At 53.2% G+C, this 24,079-nt stretch carries 25 protein-coding genes; 14 read left to right on the forward strand and 11 right to left on the reverse strand.

Annotated elements, in window-relative coordinates; translation table 11 throughout:
• Positions 1 to 224: 224 nt before the first annotated feature.
• The 6 genes from SK33_RS08260 to SK33_RS08285 all read right to left on the reverse strand — a co-directional run bounded on the left by SK33_RS08260 (position 225) and on the right by SK33_RS08285 (position 4,484).
• Positions 225 to 464: a DUF2542 family protein gene (locus tag SK33_RS08260; protein ID WP_003027385.1), complete on the reverse strand. Its 240-nt coding sequence runs from the start codon at positions 462 to 464 to the stop codon at positions 225 to 227.
• 2 nt (positions 465 to 466) lie between these two features.
• Positions 467 to 1,186, reverse strand: coding sequence for an outer membrane permeability protein SanA (gene sanA, locus SK33_RS08265; protein ID WP_003027383.1), 720 nt, complete (start codon positions 1,184 to 1,186; stop codon positions 467 to 469).
• Between the two features lie 134 nt (positions 1,187 to 1,320).
• Positions 1,321 to 2,205 carry a cytidine deaminase gene (gene cdd / locus SK33_RS08270; RefSeq protein ID WP_048218239.1) on the reverse strand — a complete coding sequence of 295 codons (885 nt, stop codon included), beginning with the start codon at positions 2,203 to 2,205 and terminating at the stop codon, positions 1,321 to 1,323.
• Between the two features lie 148 nt (positions 2,206 to 2,353).
• Entirely contained in the window at positions 2,354 to 3,049 is a 696-nt protein-coding gene (locus SK33_RS08275) for a CidB/LrgB family autolysis modulator (protein WP_003027380.1), read from the reverse strand.
• Positions 3,046 to 3,444 (reverse strand): CidA/LrgA family protein, encoded by a 399-nt coding sequence (locus tag SK33_RS08280; RefSeq protein WP_003027379.1) that lies wholly within the window; start codon positions 3,442 to 3,444, stop codon positions 3,046 to 3,048. Before SK33_RS08280 ends, SK33_RS08275 begins: the two co-directional genes overlap by 4 nt.
• A gap of 131 nt (positions 3,445 to 3,575) precedes the next feature.
• Positions 3,576 to 4,484 (reverse strand): LysR substrate-binding domain-containing protein, encoded by a 909-nt coding sequence (locus SK33_RS08285; RefSeq protein WP_003840122.1) that lies wholly within the window; start codon positions 4,482 to 4,484, stop codon positions 3,576 to 3,578.
• A 126-nt stretch (positions 4,485 to 4,610) separates the two neighbouring features.
• On the opposite strand from SK33_RS08285, the gene mhbT reads away from it, so the two are divergent.
• The 6 genes from mhbT to dusC all read left to right on the forward strand — a co-directional run bounded on the left by mhbT (position 4,611) and on the right by dusC (position 10,596).
• The gene (gene mhbT / locus SK33_RS08290) at positions 4,611 to 5,969 is read left to right on the forward strand and encodes a 3-hydroxybenzoate transporter MhbT (protein ID WP_003027377.1); all 1,359 of its coding nucleotides are present in this window, start codon (positions 4,611 to 4,613) and stop codon (positions 5,967 to 5,969) included.
• Between the two features lie 11 nt (positions 5,970 to 5,980).
• Positions 5,981 to 7,018 (forward strand): gentisate 1,2-dioxygenase, encoded by a 1,038-nt coding sequence (gene gtdA, locus SK33_RS08295; protein WP_003840127.1) that lies wholly within the window; start codon positions 5,981 to 5,983, stop codon positions 7,016 to 7,018.
• A 15-nt stretch (positions 7,019 to 7,033) separates the two neighbouring features.
• Entirely contained in the window at positions 7,034 to 7,735 is a 702-nt protein-coding gene (locus SK33_RS08300) for a fumarylacetoacetate hydrolase family protein (RefSeq protein ID WP_048218238.1), read from the forward strand.
• 8 nt (positions 7,736 to 7,743) lie between these two features.
• Positions 7,744 to 8,388, forward strand: coding sequence for a maleylacetoacetate isomerase (gene maiA / locus SK33_RS08305; RefSeq protein ID WP_048218237.1), 645 nt, complete (start codon positions 7,744 to 7,746; stop codon positions 8,386 to 8,388).
• Positions 8,389 to 8,402: 14 nt separating this feature from the next.
• On the forward strand, positions 8,403 to 9,596 hold the full coding sequence (locus SK33_RS08310) for a 3-hydroxybenzoate 6-monooxygenase (protein ID WP_046670064.1): 1,194 nt from the start codon (positions 8,403 to 8,405) through the stop codon (positions 9,594 to 9,596).
• A gap of 61 nt (positions 9,597 to 9,657) precedes the next feature.
• Positions 9,658 to 10,596: a tRNA dihydrouridine(16) synthase DusC gene (gene dusC / locus SK33_RS08315; RefSeq protein ID WP_048218235.1), complete on the forward strand. Its 939-nt coding sequence runs from the start codon at positions 9,658 to 9,660 to the stop codon at positions 10,594 to 10,596.
• A gap of 68 nt (positions 10,597 to 10,664) precedes the next feature.
• On the opposite strand, the gene yohP is transcribed toward dusC, so the two are convergent.
• The gene (yohP, locus tag SK33_RS26720) at positions 10,665 to 10,748 is read right to left on the reverse strand and encodes a small membrane protein YohP (protein ID WP_015572324.1); all 84 of its coding nucleotides are present in this window, start codon (positions 10,746 to 10,748) and stop codon (positions 10,665 to 10,667) included.
• 70 nt (positions 10,749 to 10,818) lie between these two features.
• Entirely contained in the window at positions 10,819 to 11,553 is a 735-nt protein-coding gene (locus tag SK33_RS08320; protein ID WP_048218234.1) for a class I SAM-dependent methyltransferase, read from the reverse strand.
• A gap of 169 nt (positions 11,554 to 11,722) precedes the next feature.
• On the opposite strand from SK33_RS08320, the gene mdtQ reads away from it, so the two are divergent.
• Positions 11,723 to 13,162, forward strand: coding sequence for a multidrug resistance outer membrane protein MdtQ (gene mdtQ / locus SK33_RS08325; RefSeq protein WP_048218233.1), 1,440 nt, complete (start codon positions 11,723 to 11,725; stop codon positions 13,160 to 13,162).
• Between the two features lie 37 nt (positions 13,163 to 13,199).
• On the opposite strand, the gene SK33_RS08330 is transcribed toward mdtQ, so the two are convergent.
• Positions 13,200 to 13,769, reverse strand: a complete 570-nt coding sequence (locus tag SK33_RS08330; protein ID WP_016150646.1) for a DedA family protein — start codon at positions 13,767 to 13,769, stop codon at positions 13,200 to 13,202.
• 242 nt (positions 13,770 to 14,011) lie between these two features.
• On the opposite strand from SK33_RS08330, the gene SK33_RS08335 reads away from it, so the two are divergent.
• A complete protein-coding gene (locus SK33_RS08335; RefSeq protein WP_003840142.1) occupies positions 14,012 to 14,599 on the forward strand; it encodes a Yip1 family protein in 588 nt (195 codons plus the stop codon).
• Positions 14,600 to 14,779: 180 nt separating this feature from the next.
• Complete coding sequence (gene pbpG / locus SK33_RS08340) at positions 14,780 to 15,727, forward strand: D-alanyl-D-alanine endopeptidase (protein WP_003027363.1); 948 nt, start codon at positions 14,780 to 14,782, stop codon at positions 15,725 to 15,727.
• A 64-nt stretch (positions 15,728 to 15,791) separates the two neighbouring features.
• Here the strand turns inward: pbpG and dld are convergent, their stop codons facing one another.
• Positions 15,792 to 17,501 carry a D-lactate dehydrogenase gene (gene dld, locus SK33_RS08345; protein ID WP_048218232.1) on the reverse strand — a complete coding sequence of 570 codons (1,710 nt, stop codon included), beginning with the start codon at positions 17,499 to 17,501 and terminating at the stop codon, positions 15,792 to 15,794.
• Positions 17,502 to 17,733: 232 nt separating this feature from the next.
• On the opposite strand from dld, the gene bglX reads away from it, so the two are divergent.
• The 5 genes from bglX (at position 17,734) to SK33_RS08370 (ending at position 23,981) form a co-directional block, all read left to right on the forward strand.
• On the forward strand, positions 17,734 to 20,031 hold the full coding sequence (gene bglX, locus SK33_RS08350; RefSeq protein WP_049015356.1) for a beta-glucosidase BglX: 2,298 nt from the start codon (positions 17,734 to 17,736) through the stop codon (positions 20,029 to 20,031).
• A 195-nt stretch (positions 20,032 to 20,226) separates the two neighbouring features.
• A complete protein-coding gene (osmF, locus tag SK33_RS08355) occupies positions 20,227 to 21,144 on the forward strand; it encodes a glycine betaine ABC transporter substrate-binding protein OsmF (RefSeq protein ID WP_003840148.1) in 918 nt (305 codons plus the stop codon).
• A 15-nt stretch (positions 21,145 to 21,159) separates the two neighbouring features.
• Complete coding sequence (locus SK33_RS08360; protein WP_048218231.1) at positions 21,160 to 22,326, forward strand: ABC transporter permease; 1,167 nt, start codon at positions 21,160 to 21,162, stop codon at positions 22,324 to 22,326.
• Positions 22,319 to 23,266 (forward strand): ABC transporter ATP-binding protein, encoded by a 948-nt coding sequence (locus tag SK33_RS08365; protein ID WP_048218230.1) that lies wholly within the window; start codon positions 22,319 to 22,321, stop codon positions 23,264 to 23,266. Before SK33_RS08360 ends, SK33_RS08365 begins: the two co-directional genes overlap by 8 nt.
• Positions 23,250 to 23,981 (forward strand): ABC transporter permease, encoded by a 732-nt coding sequence (locus SK33_RS08370; protein ID WP_048218229.1) that lies wholly within the window; start codon positions 23,250 to 23,252, stop codon positions 23,979 to 23,981. The genes SK33_RS08365 and SK33_RS08370 overlap by 17 nt, the downstream gene beginning before the upstream one ends.
• Here the strand turns inward: SK33_RS08370 and SK33_RS08375 are convergent.
• Positions 23,962 to 24,069: a protein YohO gene (locus tag SK33_RS08375; RefSeq protein WP_003027354.1), complete on the reverse strand. Its 108-nt coding sequence runs from the start codon at positions 24,067 to 24,069 to the stop codon at positions 23,962 to 23,964. The two genes, SK33_RS08370 and SK33_RS08375, sit on opposite strands and share 20 nt — an antisense overlap.
• Positions 24,070 to 24,079 lie beyond the last annotated feature (10 nt).

Genomic DNA, 24,079 nt, shown 5'->3' on the forward strand with positions numbered 1-24,079 from the left:
CTTAATGCTTGAGTAAATTAAGGCAAACCGTTAATAACAAAATATAAAAAGTGAAAGGCTATTCTTAAGGCTAAGCACTGCAGGAAGAGTATTCTGTGAAAGGATTCACAAATAGAAGATAGTTTGAGGGAAATGCTGACGGGCAGCATTAATCCCTTATCTTGAAATGGTAACTATTATCAAAATATTAGCTATTCTCAAACGCTAATATAAAGGCAAATGCGTTATCGATAAAAAACTAAGTAAATAACCATACCGAAGGATAAGCACCCGCATCCAGCATAAACCAGTACGTAAGACCAAAATTGCAGCGGCTCTTGATTGCGATAAGCGAAAACCGGTTCGCGCGCATTCTTTTTAATTTTATCTACGGCTCCCGAGCGCCAGCCTTTCCAGGCTTCACGAAAACAAAACACGGGAATGAGCAGAAAGGCCAACACGACGAAAAGGGTTTGTACATCCATGCTTATTTTCCTTGTTTCTTTTGTAATTCGAGCAGTTGTTCAGGCGTGACTGCCGGATATCCCTGTGCATCGTCCGGTACCTGATGCATGGTTGGGATAGGGACCAGTGGGCCTAAAAAGCGGGGTTCACGTTTAAAAATGTAGAGATCGGCAAGTGCGCCAAAACGGGCGCCAAATTCACGTACCCGCACGGTGAGCATATCTTTTGGCGAAGGTACGGCGTAGCACTGGGCCTGGATACCCATATGGAGCGCAATAAACAAGGCACGTTCACAGTGGAATCGCTGGGTAATAATGATGAAATCGTTGGTATCGAACACCTTACGGGTACGCACGATGGAGTCGAGCGTTCGGAACCCGGCGTAATCAAGCACGATGTCAGCGGGATCGACGCCTGCGGCAATCAGATCTTTACGCATCGTCATGGGTTCGTTGTAGCTTTGCTGTGCGTTGTCGCCGCTTAACAGCAGATAGTTTACCTTCCCGCTGTTATAGGCGTTCAATGCGCCCTGAATGCGGTAGCGGTAATACTGATTGATGACGCCGGTGCGGTAATACTTCGCCGTGCCCAGAACCACTCCTACCTGGCGGTAGGGTAAATCCTGCAGTTCGTCGTAAATGTAGGGAGCAGTCTTCCAGCTCATCCACCGATCGAGTCCAAGCACAGTCAAAAGCAGCAAGCCCAGCAGGACTAACAGGCTGTAAAACACGCGCTTTAACATGCAGAAAACTCGTTATTTGGATGGAATTTCAATCAGGCTACTGTACCGGAAGACGTAGCGCAAGAAACAGTAATCTGATTGAGGGGATTTTAGTCACTGTTGCCCGATGACGTTACGCCATCGGGCAACACGACTTAGTCGAGTAGCACGCGCTCTATATTGTCGCAGCCCAGTGCTTTCAGCGTGGCAGATGTCGCATCCCACTGAATTAACGGCGCATCGGCTTTTTCAGCCAGCACGGCGCGTTGGATATCTGAATAATCATAACCGTTCAGATTCAACAGGTTCAACGCGCCTTGCAGTGGTGGCAGGGTTGGGTTAAAAGCGGCATTTTCAGCATAGCTGCCGCTAAAAATACGACCATCTTTACACTCCAGCGCCACGCCACTTGGGGATTTGCTGTACGGCATATGACATCTGTTGGCTGCGGTGATTGCTGCCTGGGTCAACGCATCGCCCTGCAGTGCGAAGCCGTGATCCTGATCGTCCATCAGCAGCGTTTTAATCTCCAGATCCTTCGGGCCGAAGGCATCTGGCAGATAATCGCGCAGCACGTGTGGCGCACGTCCCGGCAGATGAATACGTAAATCCAGTCCGCTGTTTAGTTCGTTCATAAACTGGCGACAGTGGCCGCACGGCGTGTAGTTGACGGTGATGGCAGCGAGCCCTTTTTCACCGCGCAGCCAGGCGTGGCTGATAGCGCTTTGCTCGGCATGAACAGTTTGCTGCATGGTTGCGCCCAGGAACTCCATGTTCCCACCGAAGTACCAGTTGCCGCTGATGCCGCGAGAAATAGCCCCAACGTTGAAATTGGACAGTGGAGTACGTGCGCAGGCCGCAGCCAGCGGCAGCAGAGCGAATGCCAGCGCGTCTTCGTCCAGTCCCGATTCGCGTTTCAGCAAAGAGACCTGCTCAGCAGTCAGCATGGCGGGGAAATGCGCATCCGCCAGAACAGGGGCCAGGGCTGATTGCAAGTTATCCGCGAGTTGGGCAAAAGCAGTTTGAAAACGTGGATGCATGGCGATGCCTCATAACAATGTAATGGAATCGTAGTTTACGGACCTGTTATGGCTTTATATGTGATCTAAATCCCATTACGTATGCAACTTATGAAACTTAAATGAAAAATGTGCAACGCATCGCAAATAAATAGCTAAAAAATGAAGGTTAACCCACCACCGCCAGAATAATCGGGAACAGGAATGGGGCAACCAACGAGGTGATAATGCCGCAAATAACCAGCGCAAGAGAGCTAAACGCGCCTTCCTGGTAGTCCAGTTCTGCACAGCGTGCGGTACCCAGGGCGTGCGACGCGGTGCCCATTGCCAGCCCCCGAGCGGCCTTGGTGCGAATGCGCATCGCATTAAGCAACGTATGACCAAATACTGCCCCGAGGATACCGACAAAAATAACGCACACGGCGCTGATAGCCGGAATGCCGCCAATACTGCCTCCCACGGCCATAGCGATAGGCGTGGTGACCGATTTTGGCATGATAGACGCGGCAATTTGCGGTGATGCGCCCATCAACAAAGCGATTGTTGTACCTGTTACCATTGCCACAACGCTCCCGGCAAAACAGATAGCAATGATTGATTTCCAGCGGGCGCGAATTTGGTGCAGCTGTTCGTATAACGGATAGGCCAGCGCGACCACGGCAGGTTGCAGTAAATCGTTCAGTACTTCGCTGCCTTTGAAATAGTGATCGTAGGGAATGCCGGTCAGCAGCAGAATGGGAATAATCACCACCATGGCAACCAGCAGCGGGTTCAATAGCGGCATTTTAAATCGTGCAGCCAGCTTACGTGCGCCAAAAAATACCGCCAGCGTAAGAGGTAACGACCACCAGATATACGACATCATTCTTTAGACCCTTTTTGCCCAACGATTTTGCGTTCACCGTGCACAATGTGCGAGCTCCAGCTCACCACCAGGAAAACGACCAGCGTACTGATGGTACAGGACACCACTACCGGACCAAATTGTGCGCGGAGCAGGTCAAAGTACTGCATGATCCCCACGCCAATCGGGACAAACAGCAGGGCCATATAACGAATCAGCACGTAGCAGCCAGGGTTAACCCATTTTGCCGGTAACACCTGCAAAGCCAGTAAGACAAACAGAATCAGCATGCCGATAATGCTGCCCGGAATGGTGATAGGAAGTAGCGACGCAAGAAAAATACCTGCGTAGAGGCAGGCATAAATCAGGACGAATGCGCGCAAATATTGCCAGATAACGTTCAGTGCTTTGCTCATAGTTGAAACCCTTGACGAGACTGATTCATCATACAATTAAACTTAAAAACGTGCTACCGATCACATCATGAATTCTAAGCATAGAGGAAATAGATATCTGGAACATCGGGCGATGGCCCTAACTCTCCGCGCTAAGCCTGTGCCAGATAATACAAAAAACGATTCAGGGCGGTAGTAGGTGTTTCGTTGTTGCGCCAGAATACGCCGACGCTGCCTTTTTGTTCAATCTTCGGCAGATTCAGAATAGCCAGCTGTCCCTGGGCGGCATACCGTTGTGCCAGACGCAAAGAAAGAATAGAGATCATATCGCTACTTTGCAGCAGGTTGGTACTGACGTTGATCGACGCCGATTCAATGATGTTTTCCGGCAACATGACGCCGTTATCAACCAGCGCGTTATCAATGCTTATCCGGATAGGGGTTCCTGTCGGCCAGACAATCCAGCGCCAGTTCGCCAGATCGTGCCAGGTGAGCAAGGGATATTTTGCCAAGGGATGATCGGGACGGGCGACGAAACAGACCGGCTCGGTATACAGCACCTGGTAATTGAGCGGCAACTGAAGCGCCCGGCCACCGACGCGACCGACGACGACATCCACCGAACCCGCGAGCAGATCGTGCAGCAGCGGGGTCATCACTTTCTCTTCGATATTAAGGTTCAGGGTTGGCAACTCTTTGAGCAAACCCAGTATTGCCAGTGAAACGCAGTCGGTCGCCACGGGTGAGCAGCCAATCTTCAGACTTCCCACCAGGCCGCCTTGCTTAAAACGGGCGATTTCATATTGCGAACGTTCCATATCATTGAGCAGGCGTTGGGCATGCTGCAGTAGCAGTTTGCCGCCTTCGGAAGGACGCAAGCCTTTGCTATGACGTTCAAAGAGGGTGATGCCAATCTCATCTTCGAGCTGTGATAACCATTTTGACAACGCTGGCTGGGTGATATTCATCATCCGTGCGACGTGAGTCAGATTTCCCTGTTCGCCCAGCGCGATAAGCGTTTGCAGGTGTTGCAACTTAAGTTTCTGCGCCCAATTTGCCATTTGCTATAACCTCCAGGTTATGCCTCTGCATGAAAAGCCATTGTACATTTCATCTCCAAACATACAAAGTCGCAACATACCTAAAACAAAACAGACATCTACTCTACCTGCACTGAGGCATTCACTATGACTCATCAACGTGATCTACAAGCACTGATCGATTCCGCTCCCGTCGGTAAGACCCAGTGGCGCGTTATCATTTGCTGTTTTCTGGTCGTCATGCTCGACGGATTTGATACCGCAGCTATTGGCTTTATCGCTCCCGACATTCGTACTCACTGGCAGCTGACTGCCGGCGATCTGGCGCCGTTGTTTGGCGCAGGCCTGTTGGGGCTAACCGCTGGCGCATTGCTCTGCGGCCCATTGTCTGACCGTTTTGGCCGCAAACGGGTGATTGAACTCTGCGTGGCGCTGTTCGGCGCCCTGAGCCTGATTTCGGCTTTTTCTCCCGATCTACAAACGCTGGTTATTTTGCGCTTTCTTACCGGGTTAGGTCTGGGCGGCGCGATGCCAAATACCATCACCATGACGTCAGAGTACCTGCCAGCGCGGCGGCGTGGCGCGCTGGTGACCATGATGTTTTGTGGATTTACCCTGGGGTCGGCGATGGGTGGAATTGTGAGCGCGCAACTGGTGCCGGTCATTGGCTGGCACGGCATTCTGGTGCTGGGAGGCGTTCTACCACTCATGCTGTTTGTGGCTCTGCTGTTTGCGCTTCCGGAATCCCCGCGCTGGCAGGTTCGTCGCCAACTGCCGCAAAACGTGATTGCCAGAACCGTTAGCGCCATCACCCGGGAACGTTATGACACTACCCATTTTTATCTCAACGAGGGCACCGCGATTGCTAAAGGAAGCATTCGCCAGTTGTTCGTCGGGCGACAGCTGCCTATTACCCTGATGCTATGGGTAGTGTTCTTTATGAGCTTGCTGATTATTTATTTGCTTTCCAGTTGGATGCCAACGCTGTTAAACCATCGTGGAATTGATCTGCAGCATGCCTCATGGGTAACTGCCGCCTTCCAGATTGGAGGAACGCTGGGGGCGCTGGCGCTGGGCGTGCTGATGGATAAATACAATCCTTTCCGCGTGCTGGCCGTGAGTTATGCACTGGGCGCAGTGTGCATCGTCATGATTGGCCTGAGCGAGAACGGTCTGTGGTTGATGGCTCTGGCTATTTTTGGCACCGGCATTGGTATCAGCGGTTCTCAGGTTGGTCTAAATGCGTTAACCGCCACGCTATATCCGACACAAAGCCGGGCGACGGGCGTCAGCTGGTCTAATGCGGTGGGGCGCTGCGGCGCGATTGTCGGCTCGCTTTCTGGCGGCGTGATGATGGCGATGAATTTCTCATTCGATAACCTGTTTTTCATTATTGCCGTCCCGGCGGCCATCAGCGCGGTGATGCTTACGCTGCTGACGGTTGTTATCCGCCAGTCGGCCTCTGCCTCAAATACGCTGCCTCGCGCAGGTGTTGTGAATGAATAAGGAGAATCCCTATGTCTGAACTGAATCAGGATGTTAAGAACAGCCGTCAGCAGTTTTACCAGCATATTTCCGGGCAGAATCTGACCCCTCTGTGGGAGTCGCTGCACCGCCTGGTGCCGCCAACACCGAACGCACATTGCGCGCCTGCGTACTGGAACTATCAGGAGATCCGCCCTCTGCTGTTAGAAAGTGGCGATCTGATTGGCGCGAAAGAGGCGATTCGCCGCGTGCTGGTGCTGGAAAACCCAATGTTGCGCGGACAGTCTTCAATCACCCCAACGCTGTACGCAGGATTGCAGTTAATTATGCCGGGCGAGGTTGCGCCGAGTCACCGCCACAACCAGTCTGCGCTGCGCTTTATTGTCGAAGGGAAAGGGGCATTTACCGCTGTGGATGGCGAGCGCACCCAGATGCATGAAGGCGATTTTATTCTGACGCCGCAGTGGCGCTGGCACGATCACGGCAACCCGGGCAGTGAACCGGTGGTGTGGCTGGACGGTCTGGATCTGCCGTTGGTGAACCTGCTGGGCTGCGGCTTTGCGGAAGACTACCCGGAAGATCAGCAGCCGGTCACGCGCCAGGAAGGGGATTACTTACCGCGCTACGCGGCCAATATGCTGCCGCTGCGCCATCAGAAGGGTAACTCATCGCCGATTTTTAACTATCGCTACGATCGCAGCCGTGAAGCGCTACATGACCTGACCCGTATGGGCGACGCCGATGAGTGGGACGGTTACAAGATGCGTTACGTCAACCCGGTAACCGGCGGTTATCCCATGCCTTCGATGGGAACCTTCCTGCAACTGTTGCCGCAGGGCTTTTCCTCACGAATGGCGCGTACCACTGACAGCACTATCTATCACGTGGTGGAAGGAAGTGGGCAGGTCACCATCGGTAACGAGACCTTCAACTTTTCGCCAAAAGATATTTTTGTGGTGCCGACCTGGCACGGCGTGTCGTTCCAGACCCACGAAGATACCGTCTTATTCAGTTTTTCGGACAGACCGGTTCAGGAAGCGCTGGGGCTGTTCCGTGAAGCACGCTATTAATTTGGGAGAGAGAAAATGACGCAATATGTATTCGAACCACAAGCGCCTGTTACCGTTCCGGTGGTTGGTAGTGATGAACAATTTCCCGTACGCCGCGTTTATTGTGTGGGCCGTAACTATGCCGCTCATGCGCGTGAAATGGGCTTTGATCCGGATCGCGAACCCCCGTTCTTCTTCTGTAAACCTGCTGATGCGGTAGTCCCGGTGGCAACTGGTCAGATCCTTGAACTGCCGTACCCATCGCAGACCGATAACTATCACTATGAGATAGAGCTGGTGGTGGCGATTGGTAAAAAGGGCAGCGATATTCCGCTGGAAAAAGCGCACGAATATATCTGGGGCTATGCCACCGGTCTGGATATGACCCGCCGTGACCGGCAGATGGAGATGCGTCAGATGGGGCGTCCATGGGAAATCGGCAAAGCGTTTGATCTCTCCGCGCCCATCGCGCCGTTGCATAAAGCCAGCGAAAGTGTGGATGTTAACCATGCGCCAATCTGGTTGCAGGTCAACGGCGACGATCACCAGCGTAGCGATATTCGCCACCTCATCTGGTCTGTGAATGAAACCATCAGCTATCTGTCAGGCTTTTTCGAACTGCAGCCAGGCGATCTGATCTACACCGGTACACCCGAAGGCGTAGGGGCGGTAGTGAAAGGGGATGTGATCACCGGAAACGTAGACGGTTTAACCCCCATCGCCGTGAAGATTGTCTGAGGTGGATAATGAAGCTGTACAGTTTCTTTAATAGCTCCGCGTCATATCGTGTACGCATTGCGCTGGCGCTGAAGGGGCTCGATTACCAGACGGTGGGCGTCAATATTCGCATTGGTCAGCAGAACGAACTGGCCTACCGGCGAATGAATGCGGTGGGACTGGTGCCGACGCTGGTGACCGATGACGGAGAATCACTCGGGCAGTCTCTGGCGATAACCGACTGGCTGGATGGCCACTTTCCACAGTCGCCGCTGCTGCCCGCCGATTTCCCGGCGCGTAGTAAGGTGCTGGAAATCGTTTATGCCATCGCCTGCGATATTCACCCTGTAAACAATCTACGGGTGCTGCGCTACCTGAGCGAAGAGCTAAAGGTCAGTGAAGAAGATAAAAAACGCTGGTATGCCCACTGGATCCAGCAAGGGTTAAGCGCGGTGGAACAGATGTTGCGCCAGAGTCACTCGGGGACGTTTTGCGTGGGGGACGTACCGACGCTGGCGGATTGCTGTCTGATCCCGCAGTGGGCAAACGCGTTGCGGATGGGTTGCGATCTGAGCGGATATCCACGCTGTAAGGCGGTATATGATGCCTGTACCCAGCTTCCGGCGTTTATCGCCGCCGCGCCCGAGAATCAACAAGACAAAATTCCAGCCTGATAAGGATAACGACAATGGCTAAAGTGACACGCGCAATTATCGTGGGTGGCGGGATTGGCGGCGCGGCGACCGCGCTATCGCTGGCCCGTCAGGGCATTAAAGTGATGTTGCTGGAGAAAGCGCACGAAATTGGTGAAATTGGCGCGGGTATTCAGCTCGGGCCGAATGCATTCTCTGCTCTGGACAGCCTTGGCGTGGGGGAAGTTGCCCGTCAACGCGCCGTTTTTACCGACCACATCACGATGATGGATGCGGTAAATGCGAAAGAGGTAGTACGGATAGAAACCGGGCAGGCGTTCCGCGATCACTTTGGCGGTCCTTATGCGGTTATCCATCGGGTTGATATTCACGCCAGCGTTTGGGAAGCGGCACTGGTGCATCCTAACGTTGAGTATCGCACTTCAACTAACGTGGTTGATATTCGCCAGACAGAGAATGACGTGACGGTCTTTGACGAGCACGGCAACAGCTGGACGGCGGATATTCTGGTGGGCTGTGACGGCGTGAAGTCGGTTGTTCGTCAGTCTCTGATTGGCGATGCGCCACGCGTTACCGGGCACGTCGTTTATCGCGCCGTGATTGATTGTGATGATATGCCGGAAGATTTGCGCATTAACGCGCCGGTATTGTGGGCCGGACCGCATTGTCACCTGGTGCACTATCCACTGCGCGGCGGCAAACAGTACAACCTGGTGGTGACCTTCCACAGTCGTCAGCAGGAAGAGTGGGGCGTGAAGGATGGCAGTAAAGAGGAAGTGCTCTCCTATTTTGCCGGGATCCATGCGCGTCCGCGTCAGATGCTGGATAAACCGACGTCATGGCGGCGCTGGTCAACCGCCGATCGTGAGCCGGTAGAGAAATGGGGAACCGACCGCATCACGCTGGTGGGCGACGCCGCGCACCCGGTGGCGCAATATATGGCGCAAGGAGCCTGTATGGCGCTGGAAGATGCTGTCACGCTAGGTAAAGCGTTACAGCAGTGTGACGGCGATGCGGCTGATGCCTTTGCGCTGTATGAGTCGGTGCGTATTCCGCGTACCGCACGCATCGTCTGGTCAACGCGCGAAATGGGACGCGTCTACCATGCCGCAGGCGTCGAGCGTCAGGTGCGTAATCTGTTGTGGAAAGACAAATCGCAGGCGGAATTTTATCGCGGTATGGAATGGTTATACGGCTGGAAAGAAGATAACTGCCTGCTGCCACGCTGAGCCTCTTTAATCTCCCGAACGGAGGCGCTACCATAGCGCCTCTTTTTTTACGGGTGACGATATGCGTGTTTTACTGGCGCCGATGGAAGGCGTGCTCGACTCACTGGTGCGCGAGCTGCTGACTGAAGTGAATGATTACGATCTGTGCATCACCGAGTTTGTGCGCGTGGTGGATCAGCTCCTGCCGGCAAAAGTATTTCATCGACTCTGCCCGGAACTGCATAACAACAGCCGGACGCCATCCGGCACGTTGGTTCGCATTCAGCTGTTGGGGCAGTACCCGCAGTGGCTGGCGGAGAATGCGGCGCGTGCGGTAGAACTGGGATCGTACGGTGTCGATCTGAACTGTGGTTGTCCGTCGAAGCTGGTGAACGGCAGCGGCGGTGGCGCAACGTTACTGAAAGAGCCTGAGCTTATCTACCGGGGCGCAAAAGCTATGCGCGAGGCGGTCCCGGCTCATCTCCCGGTGACGGTGAAAGTGCGTCTGGGTTGGGATAACAGCGATCGGCAGTTTGAAATTGCCGATGCCGTGCAGCAGGCTGGCGCCAGCGAACTGGCGGTACATGGTCGAACCAAGGAACAGGGCTATAAGGCAGAACATATCAACTGGCAGGCGATTGGCGAGATCCGCCAGCGACTGACTATTCCGGTTATCGCGAATGGCGAAATCTGGGACTGGCAGAGCGCCCAGGATTGTATGGCCATCAGCGGATGCGATGCGGTGATGATCGGACGTGGCGCATTAAATATTCCAAACCTGAGCCGCGTGGTGAAATACAACGAGCCGCGTATGCCGTGGCCTGATGTCGTGATGCTGTTGCAAAAATATACCCGTCTTGAAAAGCAGGGGGACACCGGGCTGTATCATGTAGCGCGGATTAAGCAGTGGTTAGGGTATCTGCGAAAAGAATATTCAGAGGCAACCGCGCTGTTTCAGGAAATTCGTGCGTTAAACAATTCGCCGGATATCGCGCGTGCGATTCAGGCTATTACCCTTTGAACACAGCTGATGCGCCAGACCGGATTAAATGCTAATGCCTTATCCGGGCTGGCTGATAGGCAGCAATATCAAAAAATCATCTTAAACACGCCTGTTACCACCAACAGTCCAATCAGAAAAATAATCAGAATAACCCACAGCAGAATTTTCATTAACTTTCCTTTTTTTGGTAAGTTCAGATTGAGTATAGGAAAGTATTAATCATTCTGCCTGGAGGCGCTGTTATGCTGGTTTACGTGCGCTGAGCAGAAACACCATCGGCCGCTCTTTTTCTTCATCTAACGCTGGGTTTTCAGCAATCTGTTGCGCGGAAGGTCCCCATTCATCGACACAAACCATGTCGAATCCGGCCCCAATCAGCGCATTAATCCAGGTCGCCAGCTTACGGTGCTGTTTTTTGACGCCCTCAGCAAACCAGTTACTGATGCGCTCACCTTCCTGCTGATAATGATTAATCGGCCAGGAGAGTTGCCCGGTTTTATCTTTGATCCAGCCCTGGTTAAGCGGTGCGGTATAAATTGGATGCTCAGCAGAGAAAACCAACATGCCTCCCGGTGTTAATGACTGGTAAATGGTTACGAATAATCGTTCTATATCGTGCAAATAGTGCAAGGCAAGCGAGCTATAAACCAGATCAAAGGAATTTGGGGACAAGGTAAGCGTTTCAAGATCTTCACGCTGATAAACGATGCCATTACCCTGCGTCATACTGTGCGCCTGAGTTAACATTTTTTGTGAAATATCCAGTCCCACTACACTGGCAGCCTGATTATCGCGCGCGTAGCGGCAAAACCAGCCATATCCACAGCCCAAATCAAGAATTTTTTTGCCTTGAAGAGAGGGGAGCATCGCTTGTATTGTCGGCCATTCTGGCGCGCCGTCGAGCCCCTTTACTGAACGATCCAGTGTGGCATATCCAGCAAAGAACTCAGGATCGTCATAGATATTCTGTGACATAAAATCTCCATCCATTAATTATTAAAACTATTTAACCTATATTATTCGCGAGGTGTATATTTTTCTGATTTTATATTTTTATTGCCAAAGATGTATTGCCACGCGTAACTAAAAAAGCAAAAGCGACAAGTCGTAATCTCTGCACATCTTTTCTTACCTGTATATCTCCATGAATCGTAATTCTGTGTTTATCACCACGGCATTGTTGCCGCTTTTTGTTCTGATGGCAGGCTGTGCGCCTATGCATGATGACCGCCAGTCTCTGTCACAGCAGACCCCTGCTGCGAATGTCGATACCACATTGCCTGCCGCGTTAAAAAATGGCTGGCCGGACAACCAGTGGTGGAGGGCATATCACGACCCACAACTTAATGCGTTGATTGACAGCACGTTGCGAAATTCTCCTGATATGCAGGTAGCGGAACAGCGCATTCAACTGGCGGAGGCGCAGGCTAAGGCCGTGGAAGCACAGGATGGCCCGGAGATCGACTTCTCCGCAGACGTTGAGCGTCAGAGAATGTCAGCTGAGGGTCTGATGGGACCGTTTGCCATTACCGATCCGGCCGCCGGAACAACAGGACCATGGTACACCAATGGAACCTTTGGTTTAACCGCTGGCTGGAATCTGGATCTGTGGGGTAAAAATCGGGCTGAAGTGACGGCGCGTATTGGGGCCGTTAAGGCACGTGAGGCTGAGCGCGAGCAAACCCGGCAGCTGCTGGCGAGCGGTGTCTCCCGCCTTTACTGGGAATGGCAGACGCAGGCGGCGCTGAAAACCGTACTGACGCAAATCGAGAGCGAGCAGCAAAATGTGATAACCGTCGATCGTCAGTTGTATCAAAACGGTCTAACTTCTTCAGTGGAAGGCGTTGAAACCGATATTGATTCCAGCAAAACAGAGCAGCAGTTGAATGATGTCAGCGGCAAAATGAAGGTGATTGAAGCACGGCTGAGCGCGCTGACCAATGCCCAGTCCACGGCCCTGAAGCTCCATTCGACCCCACTGCCCGCGGTCGAAAGCCAGCTCCCGTCACAATTGGGTTACTCGCTACTGGCCCGCCGCCCGGATTTACAGGCGGCGCACTGGTACATTGAGTCATCACTGAGCAGCATTGATGCGGCGAAAGCGGCGTTTTATCCCGATGTGAATCTGATGGCATTTTTACAACAGGATGCGTTACATCTGAGTGACCTGTTCCGCCATTCCGCGCAGCAAATGGGCGTAACCGCCGGGCTGACACTGCCTATCTTTGACAGCGGCAGGCTGAACGCGAATCTCGACATAACGAAAGCGCAAAGCAACCTGACGGTGGCGAATTACAACAAAGCGGTGGTGGATGCGGTGAATGACGTGGCACGTGCTGCATCGCAGGTAGAAACATTAGCGCAGAAAAATCAGCATCAGCAGCAGATTGAACATGACGCTCAGCGCGTAGTGGGGCTGGCTCAGGCGCGCTTTAATGCGGGTATTATTGCGGGCTCCAGGGTCAGCGAGGCAAAGATCCCGGCATTACGTGAGCAGTGCAACGGTCTGCTTTTGCAGGGCCAATGGCTGGATGCCTCAATTCAGTTGACCAGTGCGCTGGGCGGCGGTTATCACGCGTCCTGATTAATCGGCCCGACGGTGTTCCGCTGTCGGGCCATCTTCATTGCGCTTTACGCGTGCTTCGCCGTTTCATCCACCAGCGGACGCCCGCGACAATCCCGATAACCAGCACCAGCCAGATGCCATGCTTGATATGCTGGTCAAGGCTGTGCAGCCACGGCGCTATCACTTCACCACCGATGTAGCCCAGGGTAGTAAATAACGATGCCCAGACAAACGCGCCAAGAATATTTAGCGGTAAAAAGATCTTCGGCGGCAGGTGACTGGCGCCAATCAGTAAGGGACCAATAACGCGAAAGCCGTACATAAAGCGCGTACCGACCACAAACAGGTAAGGACGTCGCTGGATCATCTTCTGTGCGTAATCAATTTTCGCCTGGTGGCGCGAGAAACGCTGTAAAATTTTGCCGCCAAAACGACGTCCGAGTAAATAAAGCAACTGATCGCCAATCATCCCGCCCAGCGCGACCGAGAGTACCACCAGGGGAAATTTCAGGACGCCCTGATGCGCCGCAACGCCGCCTAACAGGGTAATGGTTTCGCCTTCCGCCAGACTGCCGATGATTAACGCAGCATAGCCGTATTGCGCAACATAATGATTTATATCCATACGATTGTATGACCTCCACTGCTAATAGCATACACCCTATGATTGTTTGATGCCGGAAAAGCCGCGTAGTAGCGCTTAAGGTCGCTCAGCTCTCCAATGCCTGATGGCGCTTCGCTTATCATGCCTACGCCTGAACAAACTTTTTACCCGGCGCTTCGGTATTTTTTCTGTGTACATAAAATAATCAAAAGCTGAATTATACTTGAAGTGTTGAGGTCCGGAGCTGACAACAAGGGGGCGGTATGAACCATGTCTGGGGGCTGTTTTCCCATCCCGATCGTGAAATGCACGTGATCAACAGCGAAAACGAAAGCGTTTCGCATCACTATACCCACCATGTACTGCTGATGGCGGCAATCCCGGTGGTTTGCGCATTTATCGGCACCACGCAAATCGGCTGGAATTTTGGCGATGGCAATATCCTGAAGCTGTCTCTGTTGACCGGATTTGCGATGGCAATTCTGTTTTACGGGGTGATGCTGGCGGGCGTCGCCGTCATGGGACGGGTTATCTGGTGGATGGCGCGTAATTACCCGCAGCGCCCATCGCTGGCGCATTGTATGGTTTTTGCAGGATATGTCGCGACGCCGCTGTTTTTAAGCGGACTGGTCGCACTTTATCCGCTGGTCTGGCTGTGCGCATTGGTGGGGACCATCGCGTTGTTTTACACCGGCTATTTACTTTATCTCGGTATACCTACGTTCCTGAATATCACACGCGAGGAAGGGTTAAGTTTTTCCAGTTCGACGCTGGCGATCGGTGTGCTGGTACTGGAAGTTCTGCTGGCTATTACGGTAATCCTGTGGGGTTACGGCTACCGATTATTCTGACGGATAAACCTGTCTGCGCTGCGTTGTTGACGTAAAAGTCAGCAACGCAGCATTTCGAGACGATTCTCCTGTGGCGGCAAACCTGCCGGATCGCTATGATGCCTGAGCTAGCTTGAGATAATACTTAGTCTCTGGCGGTGTGCGTTGTGACGTGCGTGAACCATTATCAGAAATCTCATCATGCTGAAATTCCGAGTTTCATTATTAAGCCTTGCCCTGGTGCTGGCCGTTCCTTTTGCACCCCAAGCCGTGGCGAAAACGGCAACTACCGCAGCGGCTTCTCAACCTGAGATAGCGTCCGGTAGCGCGATGATTGTTGATCTGAATACCAACAAAGTTATCTATTCGAACCACCCGGACCTTGTGCGTCCGATTGCGTCGATTACCAAGTTAATGACCGCGATGGTGGTGCTTGATGCACGACTGCCGTTGGATGAGAAACTGAAAGTTGATATCAGTCAGACACCGGAAATGAAAGGCATCTACTCTCGTGTGCGACTGAACAGTGAAATTAGCCGTAAAGACATGCTGCTGCTGGCGCTGATGTCGTCAGAAAACCGTGCGGCAGCCAGTCTGGCGCATCATTACCCTGGCGGTTATAACGCGTTTATTAAAGCCATGAATGCCAAAGCGAAAGCGCTCGGCATGACTCAGACACGCTTTGTGGAACCAACCGGCTTATCGATTCATAACGTCTCGACAGCTCGTGATTTAACCAAGCTGCTGATCGCCAGCAAGCAGTATCCGCTGATTGGCCAGTTAAGCACTACGCGTGAAGATATGGCGACCTTTGCCAACCCGGCTTATACGCTGCCATTCCGTAACACCAACCATCTGGTATACCGCGATAACTGGAATATTCAGTTAACCAAAACCGGATTTACCAATGCGGCAGGCCACTGTCTGGTGATGCGCACCGTGATCAATAACAAACCGGTGGCGCTGGTGGTGATGGATGCGTTCGGTAAATATACCCACTTTGCCGATGCCAGCCGTTTACGCACCTGGATTGAAACCGGCAAGGTGATGCCGGTTCCGGCGGCAGCGCTGAGCTACAAAAAGCAAAAAGCGGCGCAGATGGCGGCGGCAGGTTCAGCTACGGGTGAGCAAACCGCGCAAAACGATTAAACCGTAGGCTGGCCAAGCGAAGCGCCCCCGGCAACGTGCCCGATGGCGCTTACGCTTATCGGGCCTACGATTCTTTCCAGAACTTTTGCTTACTCGTTTTACCAATACCCGGATTCATACTGTTGGTGGGGTCATTCTCGCGGTAAAAACGGGTTAATGTTTCCGGTGCTTTATACAGATGTCCGACGTTATGCTCTGCCGGATACTGTGCTCCGCGTTCGTGCAGAAGCTCCAGCATCTGCTCTTTTAGCGCATGTGCATCCACGCCTTTTTTCACGATGTAATCCTGATGGAATACATAGCACATAAAGTGACCGTAATAGAGCTTATGCACCAGTTGACTGTTGATTTCTGGCGGCAGATGCTCATACCATTCGGTGTCGTTACGACGCAGCGCGATATCCAGCGCCAGAATATCTTCTACTTCATCAGCATGTACGGCCTGATAACGAATCGCCGCGCCAGCCGCCGCAAAGCGATGCAAAAACGCCTTGCTGCCTTCTTCTGGGGTACAGGCAAAGAAGTCGCCTTCAGCGGTTTTGAAATATTCGCTGAGCCAGTTTTGTGCTTCAGCCACGCCGCCACCGGCCATTTTTAACAGCAGGTGATGCTCGTACTTATCGCGCCAGCTTTTCATGCGTGCCGGTAAGTGGCTGGGGAACAAATGACCAAATTTCTGCATTGCCCGGTCGGTGAAATGCGGACGGAAAATTTTCACTTTTTCCAGCATCGCATCGGTGCGACCTTTCAGGGTGAAAAAGAACGGCATTTTGTCGGTGCCGAGCTTGTCGATCATCAGAAACGTATCTTTGCCATATTGCTCGGCGATGTCGTAAATATCGCGGTGCATATATTCACCAGCGACCGGCAGGTGCTCGAATTTTGCCAGAATATGACGGCGGATTTCCGTCAGCACTTCAGGCTGATTGGTACCGATGTAAAAGACCTGCTGATTTTTTTCGGCTTCGAAGGTGTCCAGACGCACGGCGAAAACCGCTAGCTTACCTGCACAACCGGATGATTCAAACAAGCGATCCGGATCGGCGTTATAGCGGGCGGGCGTGTCCGCCTCAATATCTCTGACGCGGGTGACATAGTCGTGATCGTGCGCGTGTCGCCCGTCGTGGCGGACATCGTCATCTTTAATCCGCTCGTCATCAAGTTTGCTCAGGATCTGTTCCGGGGTCTGGCCCAGCTCGATACCCAGATGGTTGACCAGCTGCAATTTACCTTGTTCGTCAATACGCGCAAACAGCGACATCTCGGTATATGCCGGGCCGCGCTGTACCAGCGAGCCGCCGGAGTTGTTGCAAATGCCGCCAATTACCGAAGCGCCAATACAGGATGACCCGATCACAGAATGTGGCTCACGGCCAAACGGTTTGAGCGCCTTTTCCAGCGAATACAACGTTGTACCGGGATAAGCCAGCACTTGTTCGCCTTTGCCGATGACGTGCAGTTTATCCAGGCGCAGGGTGCTGATAATGACAATTTCGCGGTCGTAATCATTTCCGCTCGGCGTAGAGCCTTCGGTCAGGCCGGTATTGGCGGCCTGCATCAGGATAATTTTATCTGCGGCGACGCAAGCATTGAGAACGCGCCACAGCTCTAAAAGCGAGCCGGGGAACACGACGGCGAGCGCTTCGCCCTGGCCGGAGCGGAATCCCTTGCGATAGCGGGCTGTTTTAGCAGGTTCAGTGAGCAGGTGAGAATGACCAACCAGACGGGTCAGTTCATTCAGGAAAGCTTTATTATCTGTTGTAATGGAAGACATTCTCCACTCCTTGTGGTGGGACTCAATATCAGGAACAAGCATAGCGCTTTGTATGACAATACGCTTTCTCATTCATATTGTCTCTGGTTCGTCTTCTAATGATTTGCGCTGGTTTTGAAAATTAGGAGAATAACCTTAGCTTTCTTTATCGCTCCCGTTTAGTCTTACGGCAAACTGCGGTTTTTGTTATATTTTCGCTGCCTCGTCGGGAAAAAATAAAGAGAGAATCAACATGAAATGGCTATGTTCTGTAGGTGTCGCGGTGAGTCTGGCGTTGCAACCAGCGCAGGCGGACACGCTGTTTGGTAACCATCCTCTGACGCCAGAAGCGCGGGATGCATTCGTTACCGATTTACTTAAACAGATGACCGTGGATGAGAAAATTGGGCAACTACGCTTGATAAGCGTCGGGCCTGATAACCCGAAAGAAGCCATCCGCGAGATGATCAAAGACGGGCAGGTTGGGGCAATTTTTAACACCGTCACGCGCCAGGATATCCGCAAAATGCAGGATCAAGTGATGGAACTCAGCCGCCTGAAAATTCCTCTCTTTTTTGCCTACGACGTATTGCACGGCCAACGTACCGTGTTCCCGATAAGTCTCGGCCTGGCGTCCTCTTTTAATCTCGATGCGGTCAGAACCGTTGGCCGTATTTCCGCGTATGAAGCCGCCGATGATGGTCTGAATATGACCTGGGCGCCAATGGTCGATGTCTCTCGCGATCCGCGTTGGGGCCGTGCTTCAGAAGGTTTTGGTGAAGACACGTATTTAACGGCTACGATGGGTAAAACCATGGTTGAAGCGATGCAGGGTAAAAGCCCGGCGGATCGCTATTCGGTGATGACCAGCGTCAAGCACTTCGCCGCTTATGGCGCGGTTGAAGGTGGCAAGGAATATAACACCGTCGATATGAGCCCACAGCGTCTGTTCAACGACTATATGCCGCCGTATAAAGCCGGGCTGGACGCTGGTAGCGGTGCGGTAATGGTAGGACTTAATTCGCTAAACGGTACGCCTGCAACCTCAGATGCATGGCTGTTAAAAGACGTGCTGCGTGATGAGTGGGGCTTTAAGGGCATCACCGTTTCCGATCACGGTGCGATCAAAGAACTGATTAAGCACGGTACCGCCTCCGATCCTGAAGATGCGGTGCGCGTGGCGATCAAGTCCGGCATCAACATGAGTATGAGCGATGAGTATTACAGCAAATATCTTCCGGGCTTGATTAAATCCGGCAAAGTGACGATGGCGGAGCTGGATGACGCCGCGCGCCACGTGCTTAACGTGAAATATGATATGGGGCTGTTTAACGATCCGTACAGTCATCTGGGGGCCAAAGAATCTGACCCACAGGACACCAACGCGGAAAGCCGTTTGCACCGTAAAGAGGCGCGTGAAGTAGCGCGAGAAAGCCTGGTGCTGCTGAAAAACCGTCTGGAAACGTTGCCGCTGAAAAAATCCGCCACCGTGGCAGTCGTCGGTCCGTTGGCCGACAGCAAGCGTGATGTGATGGGCAGTTGGTCCGCTGCCGGTGTTGCCGATCAGTCGGTAACGGTACTGACGGGGATTAAAAATGCCGTCGGCGATCAGGGCAAAGTGCTGTACGCCAAAGGGGCGAATATCACCAACGACAAAGGCATTGTCGATTTCCTCAATCTGTATGAAGAGGCGGTGAAGGTTGACCCGCGCTCGCCGCAGGCGATGATCGATGAAGCCGTGAACGCAGCGAAGCAGTCTGACGTGGTGGTTGCGGTAGTCGGCGAAGCGCAAGGTATGGCGCATGAAGCTTCCAGCCGCACCGATATCACTATTCCACAGAGTCAGCGTGACCTGATTGCCGCGCTGAAAGCCACCGGTAAACCTCTGGTTCTGGTACTGATGAACGGACGTCCGCTGGCGTTGGTTAAAGAAGATCAACAGGCCGATGCGATCCTCGAAACCTGGTTTGCCGGGACGGAAGGCGGTAACGCCATCGCCGATGTGCTGTTTGGCGATTACAACCCGTCAGGCAAGCTGCCGATGTCTTTCCCGCGCTCTGTCGGACAGATCCCGGTCTATTACAGCCATCTCAATACCGGTCGCCCGTATAACGCAGATAAGCCGAACAAGTACACGTCGCGCTACTTTGATGAAGCGAATGGTCCGTTGTATCCCTTTGGTTATGGCCTGAGTTACACCACGTTCACGGTTTCTGATGTGAAGCTCTCTTCTCCAACGATGAAGCGTGACGGGACCGTGACGGCCAGCGTGCAGGTGACCAACACCGGCAAGCGCGAAGGTGCGACGGTGATTCAGATGTACTTGCAGGACGTGACCGCTTCCATGAGTCGTCCGGTAAAACAGCTGAAAGGTTTTGAGAAAGTGAATCTTAAGCCGGGTGAAACCCAGACTGTCAGCTTCCCGATTGACATTGACGCGCTGAAGTTCTGGAATCAGCGTATGCAATACGATGCAGAACCTGGCAAATTTAACGTTTTCATCGGCGTGGATTCCGCCAGAGTGAAGCAGGGCGAATTTGAACTGCTGTAATTGATTAGCGAGTAAAGGCCGGGTTTCCGGCCTTTATCTTTAGGTGTATGCGCCGCGTCTGCTTCTTATTTCTCATCACGTTATTGCTAACGAATCCCTCTCTTACTCCCCAATTGCCAGGTTAAGCCCTGATTTTTCGACTATGCTTTTTCCTCAAGTCTCTGAAAAGGGCCGCAAAAGGATGAGGAGTACAGCATGATAATCTCAAAAGTATCGGTGGGTTCGCTGGCGCTGTTAGCTGCGATAAGCCTACCCTTACAGGCCGCGTCACCCGTCACGGTCGGTTCAAAAATAGATACCGAAGGGGCGCTGCTCGGCAACATTATTTTGCAGGTGCTCGAAAGCCATGGCGTGAAAACCGTCAATAAAATACAGCTTGGTACCACCCCAGTGGTGCGTGGGGCAATCACCTCCGGTGAGCTGGATATTTATCCGGAATATACCGGTAATGGCGCATTCTTTTTTAAAGATGAAAATGATCCCGCGTGGAAAAATGCGCAGGCTGGATTCGACAAAGTGAAAAAGCTGGATGCAGAGCAAAATAAGCTGGTCTGGCTAACCCCTGCACCCGCCAACAACACCTGGACCATTGCAGTACGCCAGGATGTTGCGCAAAAGAACAAACTTGAGTCCCTTGCTGATTTAGGCCGTTACCTGAAGGACGGAGGAACGTTCAAACTTGCCGCCTCTGCTGAATTTATCGAACGGGCTGACGCGCTGCCTGCGTTTGAAAAAGCTTATGATTTCAAACTGAATCAAAATCAGCTGTTGTCGCTGGCTGGGGGAGATACCGCGGTGACGATTAAAGCGGCGGCGCAGCAGACCTCCGGAGTCAATGCGGCGATGGCTTATGGCACCGATGGCCCGGTTGCGGCGCTCGGTCTGCAAACTTTAAGCGATCCAAAAGGTGTCCAGCCCATTTATGCGCCAGCACCCGTCGTACGTGAGTCGGTGCTAAAAGACTATCCGCAAATGGGAGAGTGGCTGCAACCGGTATTTGCCAGCCTGGATGAAAAAACGTTGCAACAACTGAATGCCAGCATTGCCGTGGAGGGACTGGATGCGAAAAAAGTCGCAGCAGATTACCTGAAGCAAAAAGGATGGGTGAAGTAACGGCGTTTGCAGCGGGTGGGTGTTTTGTCGAATATTTCAGTCAATCGGGTGCTGTTGCTGCTGGTGCTTCTTACTTTCGCGGCGGCAGCGCTGCCTTTCATTAGCTATGCACCTAATCGTCTGGTGTCCGGCGAAGGTCGTCAACTCTGGGATATCAGCTACGACACGGCATGGGGATTGGCGGTGGCCTGTTTGCTGCTGTGTCTTCTGAGCGTTGTACCGGGAAGGTCCGGCAATATATTGGCGCTTATCGTTTGCCAACTGTTGGTGATCGCCGCACTGGTAACCGCAGGTACAACGGCAACGTATCTGGCGAAGACAGGGAGTCCGCTGGCCAGAACCAGTCTGGGCAGTGGATTCTGGTTGGGCGTGGGGCTGATGCTGCTGGCCGCCAGTGACGCTATTCGTCGCATCACCGCTCAGGCACTGTGGCGTTGGGCGCTGCATGCTCAAATATTCATTGTGCCGCTGGTGCTTTTGTTCTCCGGCACGTTTAACGATCTATCCCTGCTTAAAGAATATGCCAACCGCCAGGATATCTTCAACGACGCCCTGGCGCAGCATCTGACAATTCTGTTCGCTACCGTGGTGCCCGCGCTGCTTATTGGTGTGCCACTGGGCATCTGGTGTGCTTTCTCTGTCGCCCGTCAGGGGCCGGTATTTGCACTACTGAACATCATCCAGACCATTCCCTCCGTCGCGCTGTTTGGCCTGTTAATTGCGCCGCTTGCCGGGTTGGTGAAGCACTTTCCTTTATTGGGCAAGTTCGGCGTCGCGGGAACCGGTATGACGCCTGCGCTTATTGCGTTGGTGCTGTATGCGTTGTTACCGCTGGTACGTGGCGTTGTGGCTGGGTTGAATCAGGTTCCGCGCGATGTGCTGGAAAGCGCCCGGGCTATGGGGATGAGCGCGCGTCAACGGTTTGTCTCGGTGCAATTTCCCCTGGCGCTGCCTGTCTTCTTACGCAGTTTGCGCGTGGTGATGGTGCAAACCGTGGGAATGGCGGTGATTGCTGCGCTGATTGGCGCAGGGGGATTTGGCGCGCTGGTCTTTCAGGGATTGCTCAGTAGCGCCGTCGATTTAGTGCTGTTGGGCGTGATCCCGGTCGTTGTGCTGGCAGTGTTGATTGATGCGCTGTTTGATTTAGGTCTCGCGCTGCTAAAGGTATCGAATAATGATTGAATTTCGCCAGGTCAGTAAAACCTATGGTCAGCAAAAAGCCGTTGATGACCTTAACCTGCAGTTAGGGGAGGGCAGCTTTTCGGTGCTAATCGGCACGTCAGGTTCGGGGAAGTCCACCACGCTAAAGATGATCAATCGGCTGGTTGAACACGACAGCGGGCAGATCCGCTTTGCCGGAGAAGAAATTCGTAGCCTGCCGGTGCTGGAGCTACGACGGCGCATGGGGTACACGATTCAGTCTATTGGCTTGTTTCCCCACTGGACCGTCGCACAGAACATCGCCACCGTACCGCAACTGCAAAAGTGGTCGCGCTCACGTATTGATGACCGAACAGACGAACTGATGGCGCTGCTGGGTCTTGAGGAAAGTTTGCGCCACCGTTATCCGCATCAGCTTTCCGGCGGACAGCAGCAGCGGGTCGGGGTTGCGCGTGCCCTTGCGGCAGATCCGCAGGTGCTATTGATGGATGAGCCTTTTGGCGCGCTGGACCCGGTCACCCGCGGTGCGCTGCAGCAGGAGATGACGCGTATTCACCGTCTGCTCGGGCGTACCATTGTGCTGGTGACGCATGATATCGACGAGGCGCTAAGGCTGGCGGAGCATCTGGTGCTGATGGATGCAGGAAAGGTCGTGCAGCAAGGCACGCCGCTGTCGATGCTCACTGCGCCAGCGAATGATTTCGTACAAACCTTTTTTGGCCGCAGTGAACTGGGCGTACGGCTGTTGTCGCTGCGTACGGTAGGCGATTTTATCCGTCGCGGAGAACACTCAGACGGCGAGCCGCTGGTGGATGAGATGACGCTTCGTGATGCGTTATCGGTGTTCGTGGCGCGCGGTTGCGACGTTTTACCGGTCGTGACGCTGCAGGGGTTACCCTGCGGAACGCTCCATTTTCGCGATTTGCTTTCGGAGATGCCGACCCGTGAAACGTCTTGCTGATCCACTGCTGTGGCTTGTTGCGTTGTTTCTGATCCTGTTGGTTGGATTGCCTCACAGTCAGACCCTGTTTAGTTCGCTGTTTCCTGAGCTGCCACGTCCCGTGTATCAGCAGGAAAGTTTTACGGCGTTGGCGCTGGCCCATTTTTCTCTGGTGGGGATTTCAAGCCTGATCGCCATCATTATTGGCGTTGGGGCGGGAATTGCGGTAACCCGACCCTGGGGCGCGGAATTCAGGCCGATAGTGGAAACGATTGCCGCCGTGGGGCAGACATTTCCGCCAGTTGCGGTGTTGGCGATCGCTGTACCGGTGATGGGATTTGGTCCTGAACCGGCAATTATTGCGCTGATCCTGTATGGGGTATTACCGATCTTGCAGGCAACCCTGGCGGGACTTGGCGGCATTTCTTCCAGCGTGATGGATATTGCCAGTGGAATGGGCATGAGTCAGGGGCAACGGCTGCGTAAAGTAGAGTTACCGCTGGCGGCCCCGGTTATTCTGGCCGGGATTCGCACGTCGGTGATTATTAATATAGGCACCGCAACCATCGCCTCAACCGTTGGAGCGAACACGCTGGGTACGCCGATTATTATCGGGCTGAGTGGGTTCAATACCGCCTATGTAATTCAGGGGGCGCTGTTGGTCGCGCTGGCAGCGGTAATTGTTGACCGCGGTTTTGAGAAATTAGCGAGACATCTTACCCGGCACGTAAAATAAAGGTATAACCTGCCAGCATGACGCCGCCGATACCGCCGATGGCCATCAGCAGGAAGAGGGTAATGACACCGATTTTAGCTGCGCTCATTATGCACTCC

It is taken from the genome of Citrobacter sp. MGH103 (genome assembly GCF_001034475.2).
In the GTDB taxonomy this organism is placed as follows: Bacteria; Pseudomonadota; Gammaproteobacteria; order Enterobacterales; family Enterobacteriaceae; genus Citrobacter; species Citrobacter freundii.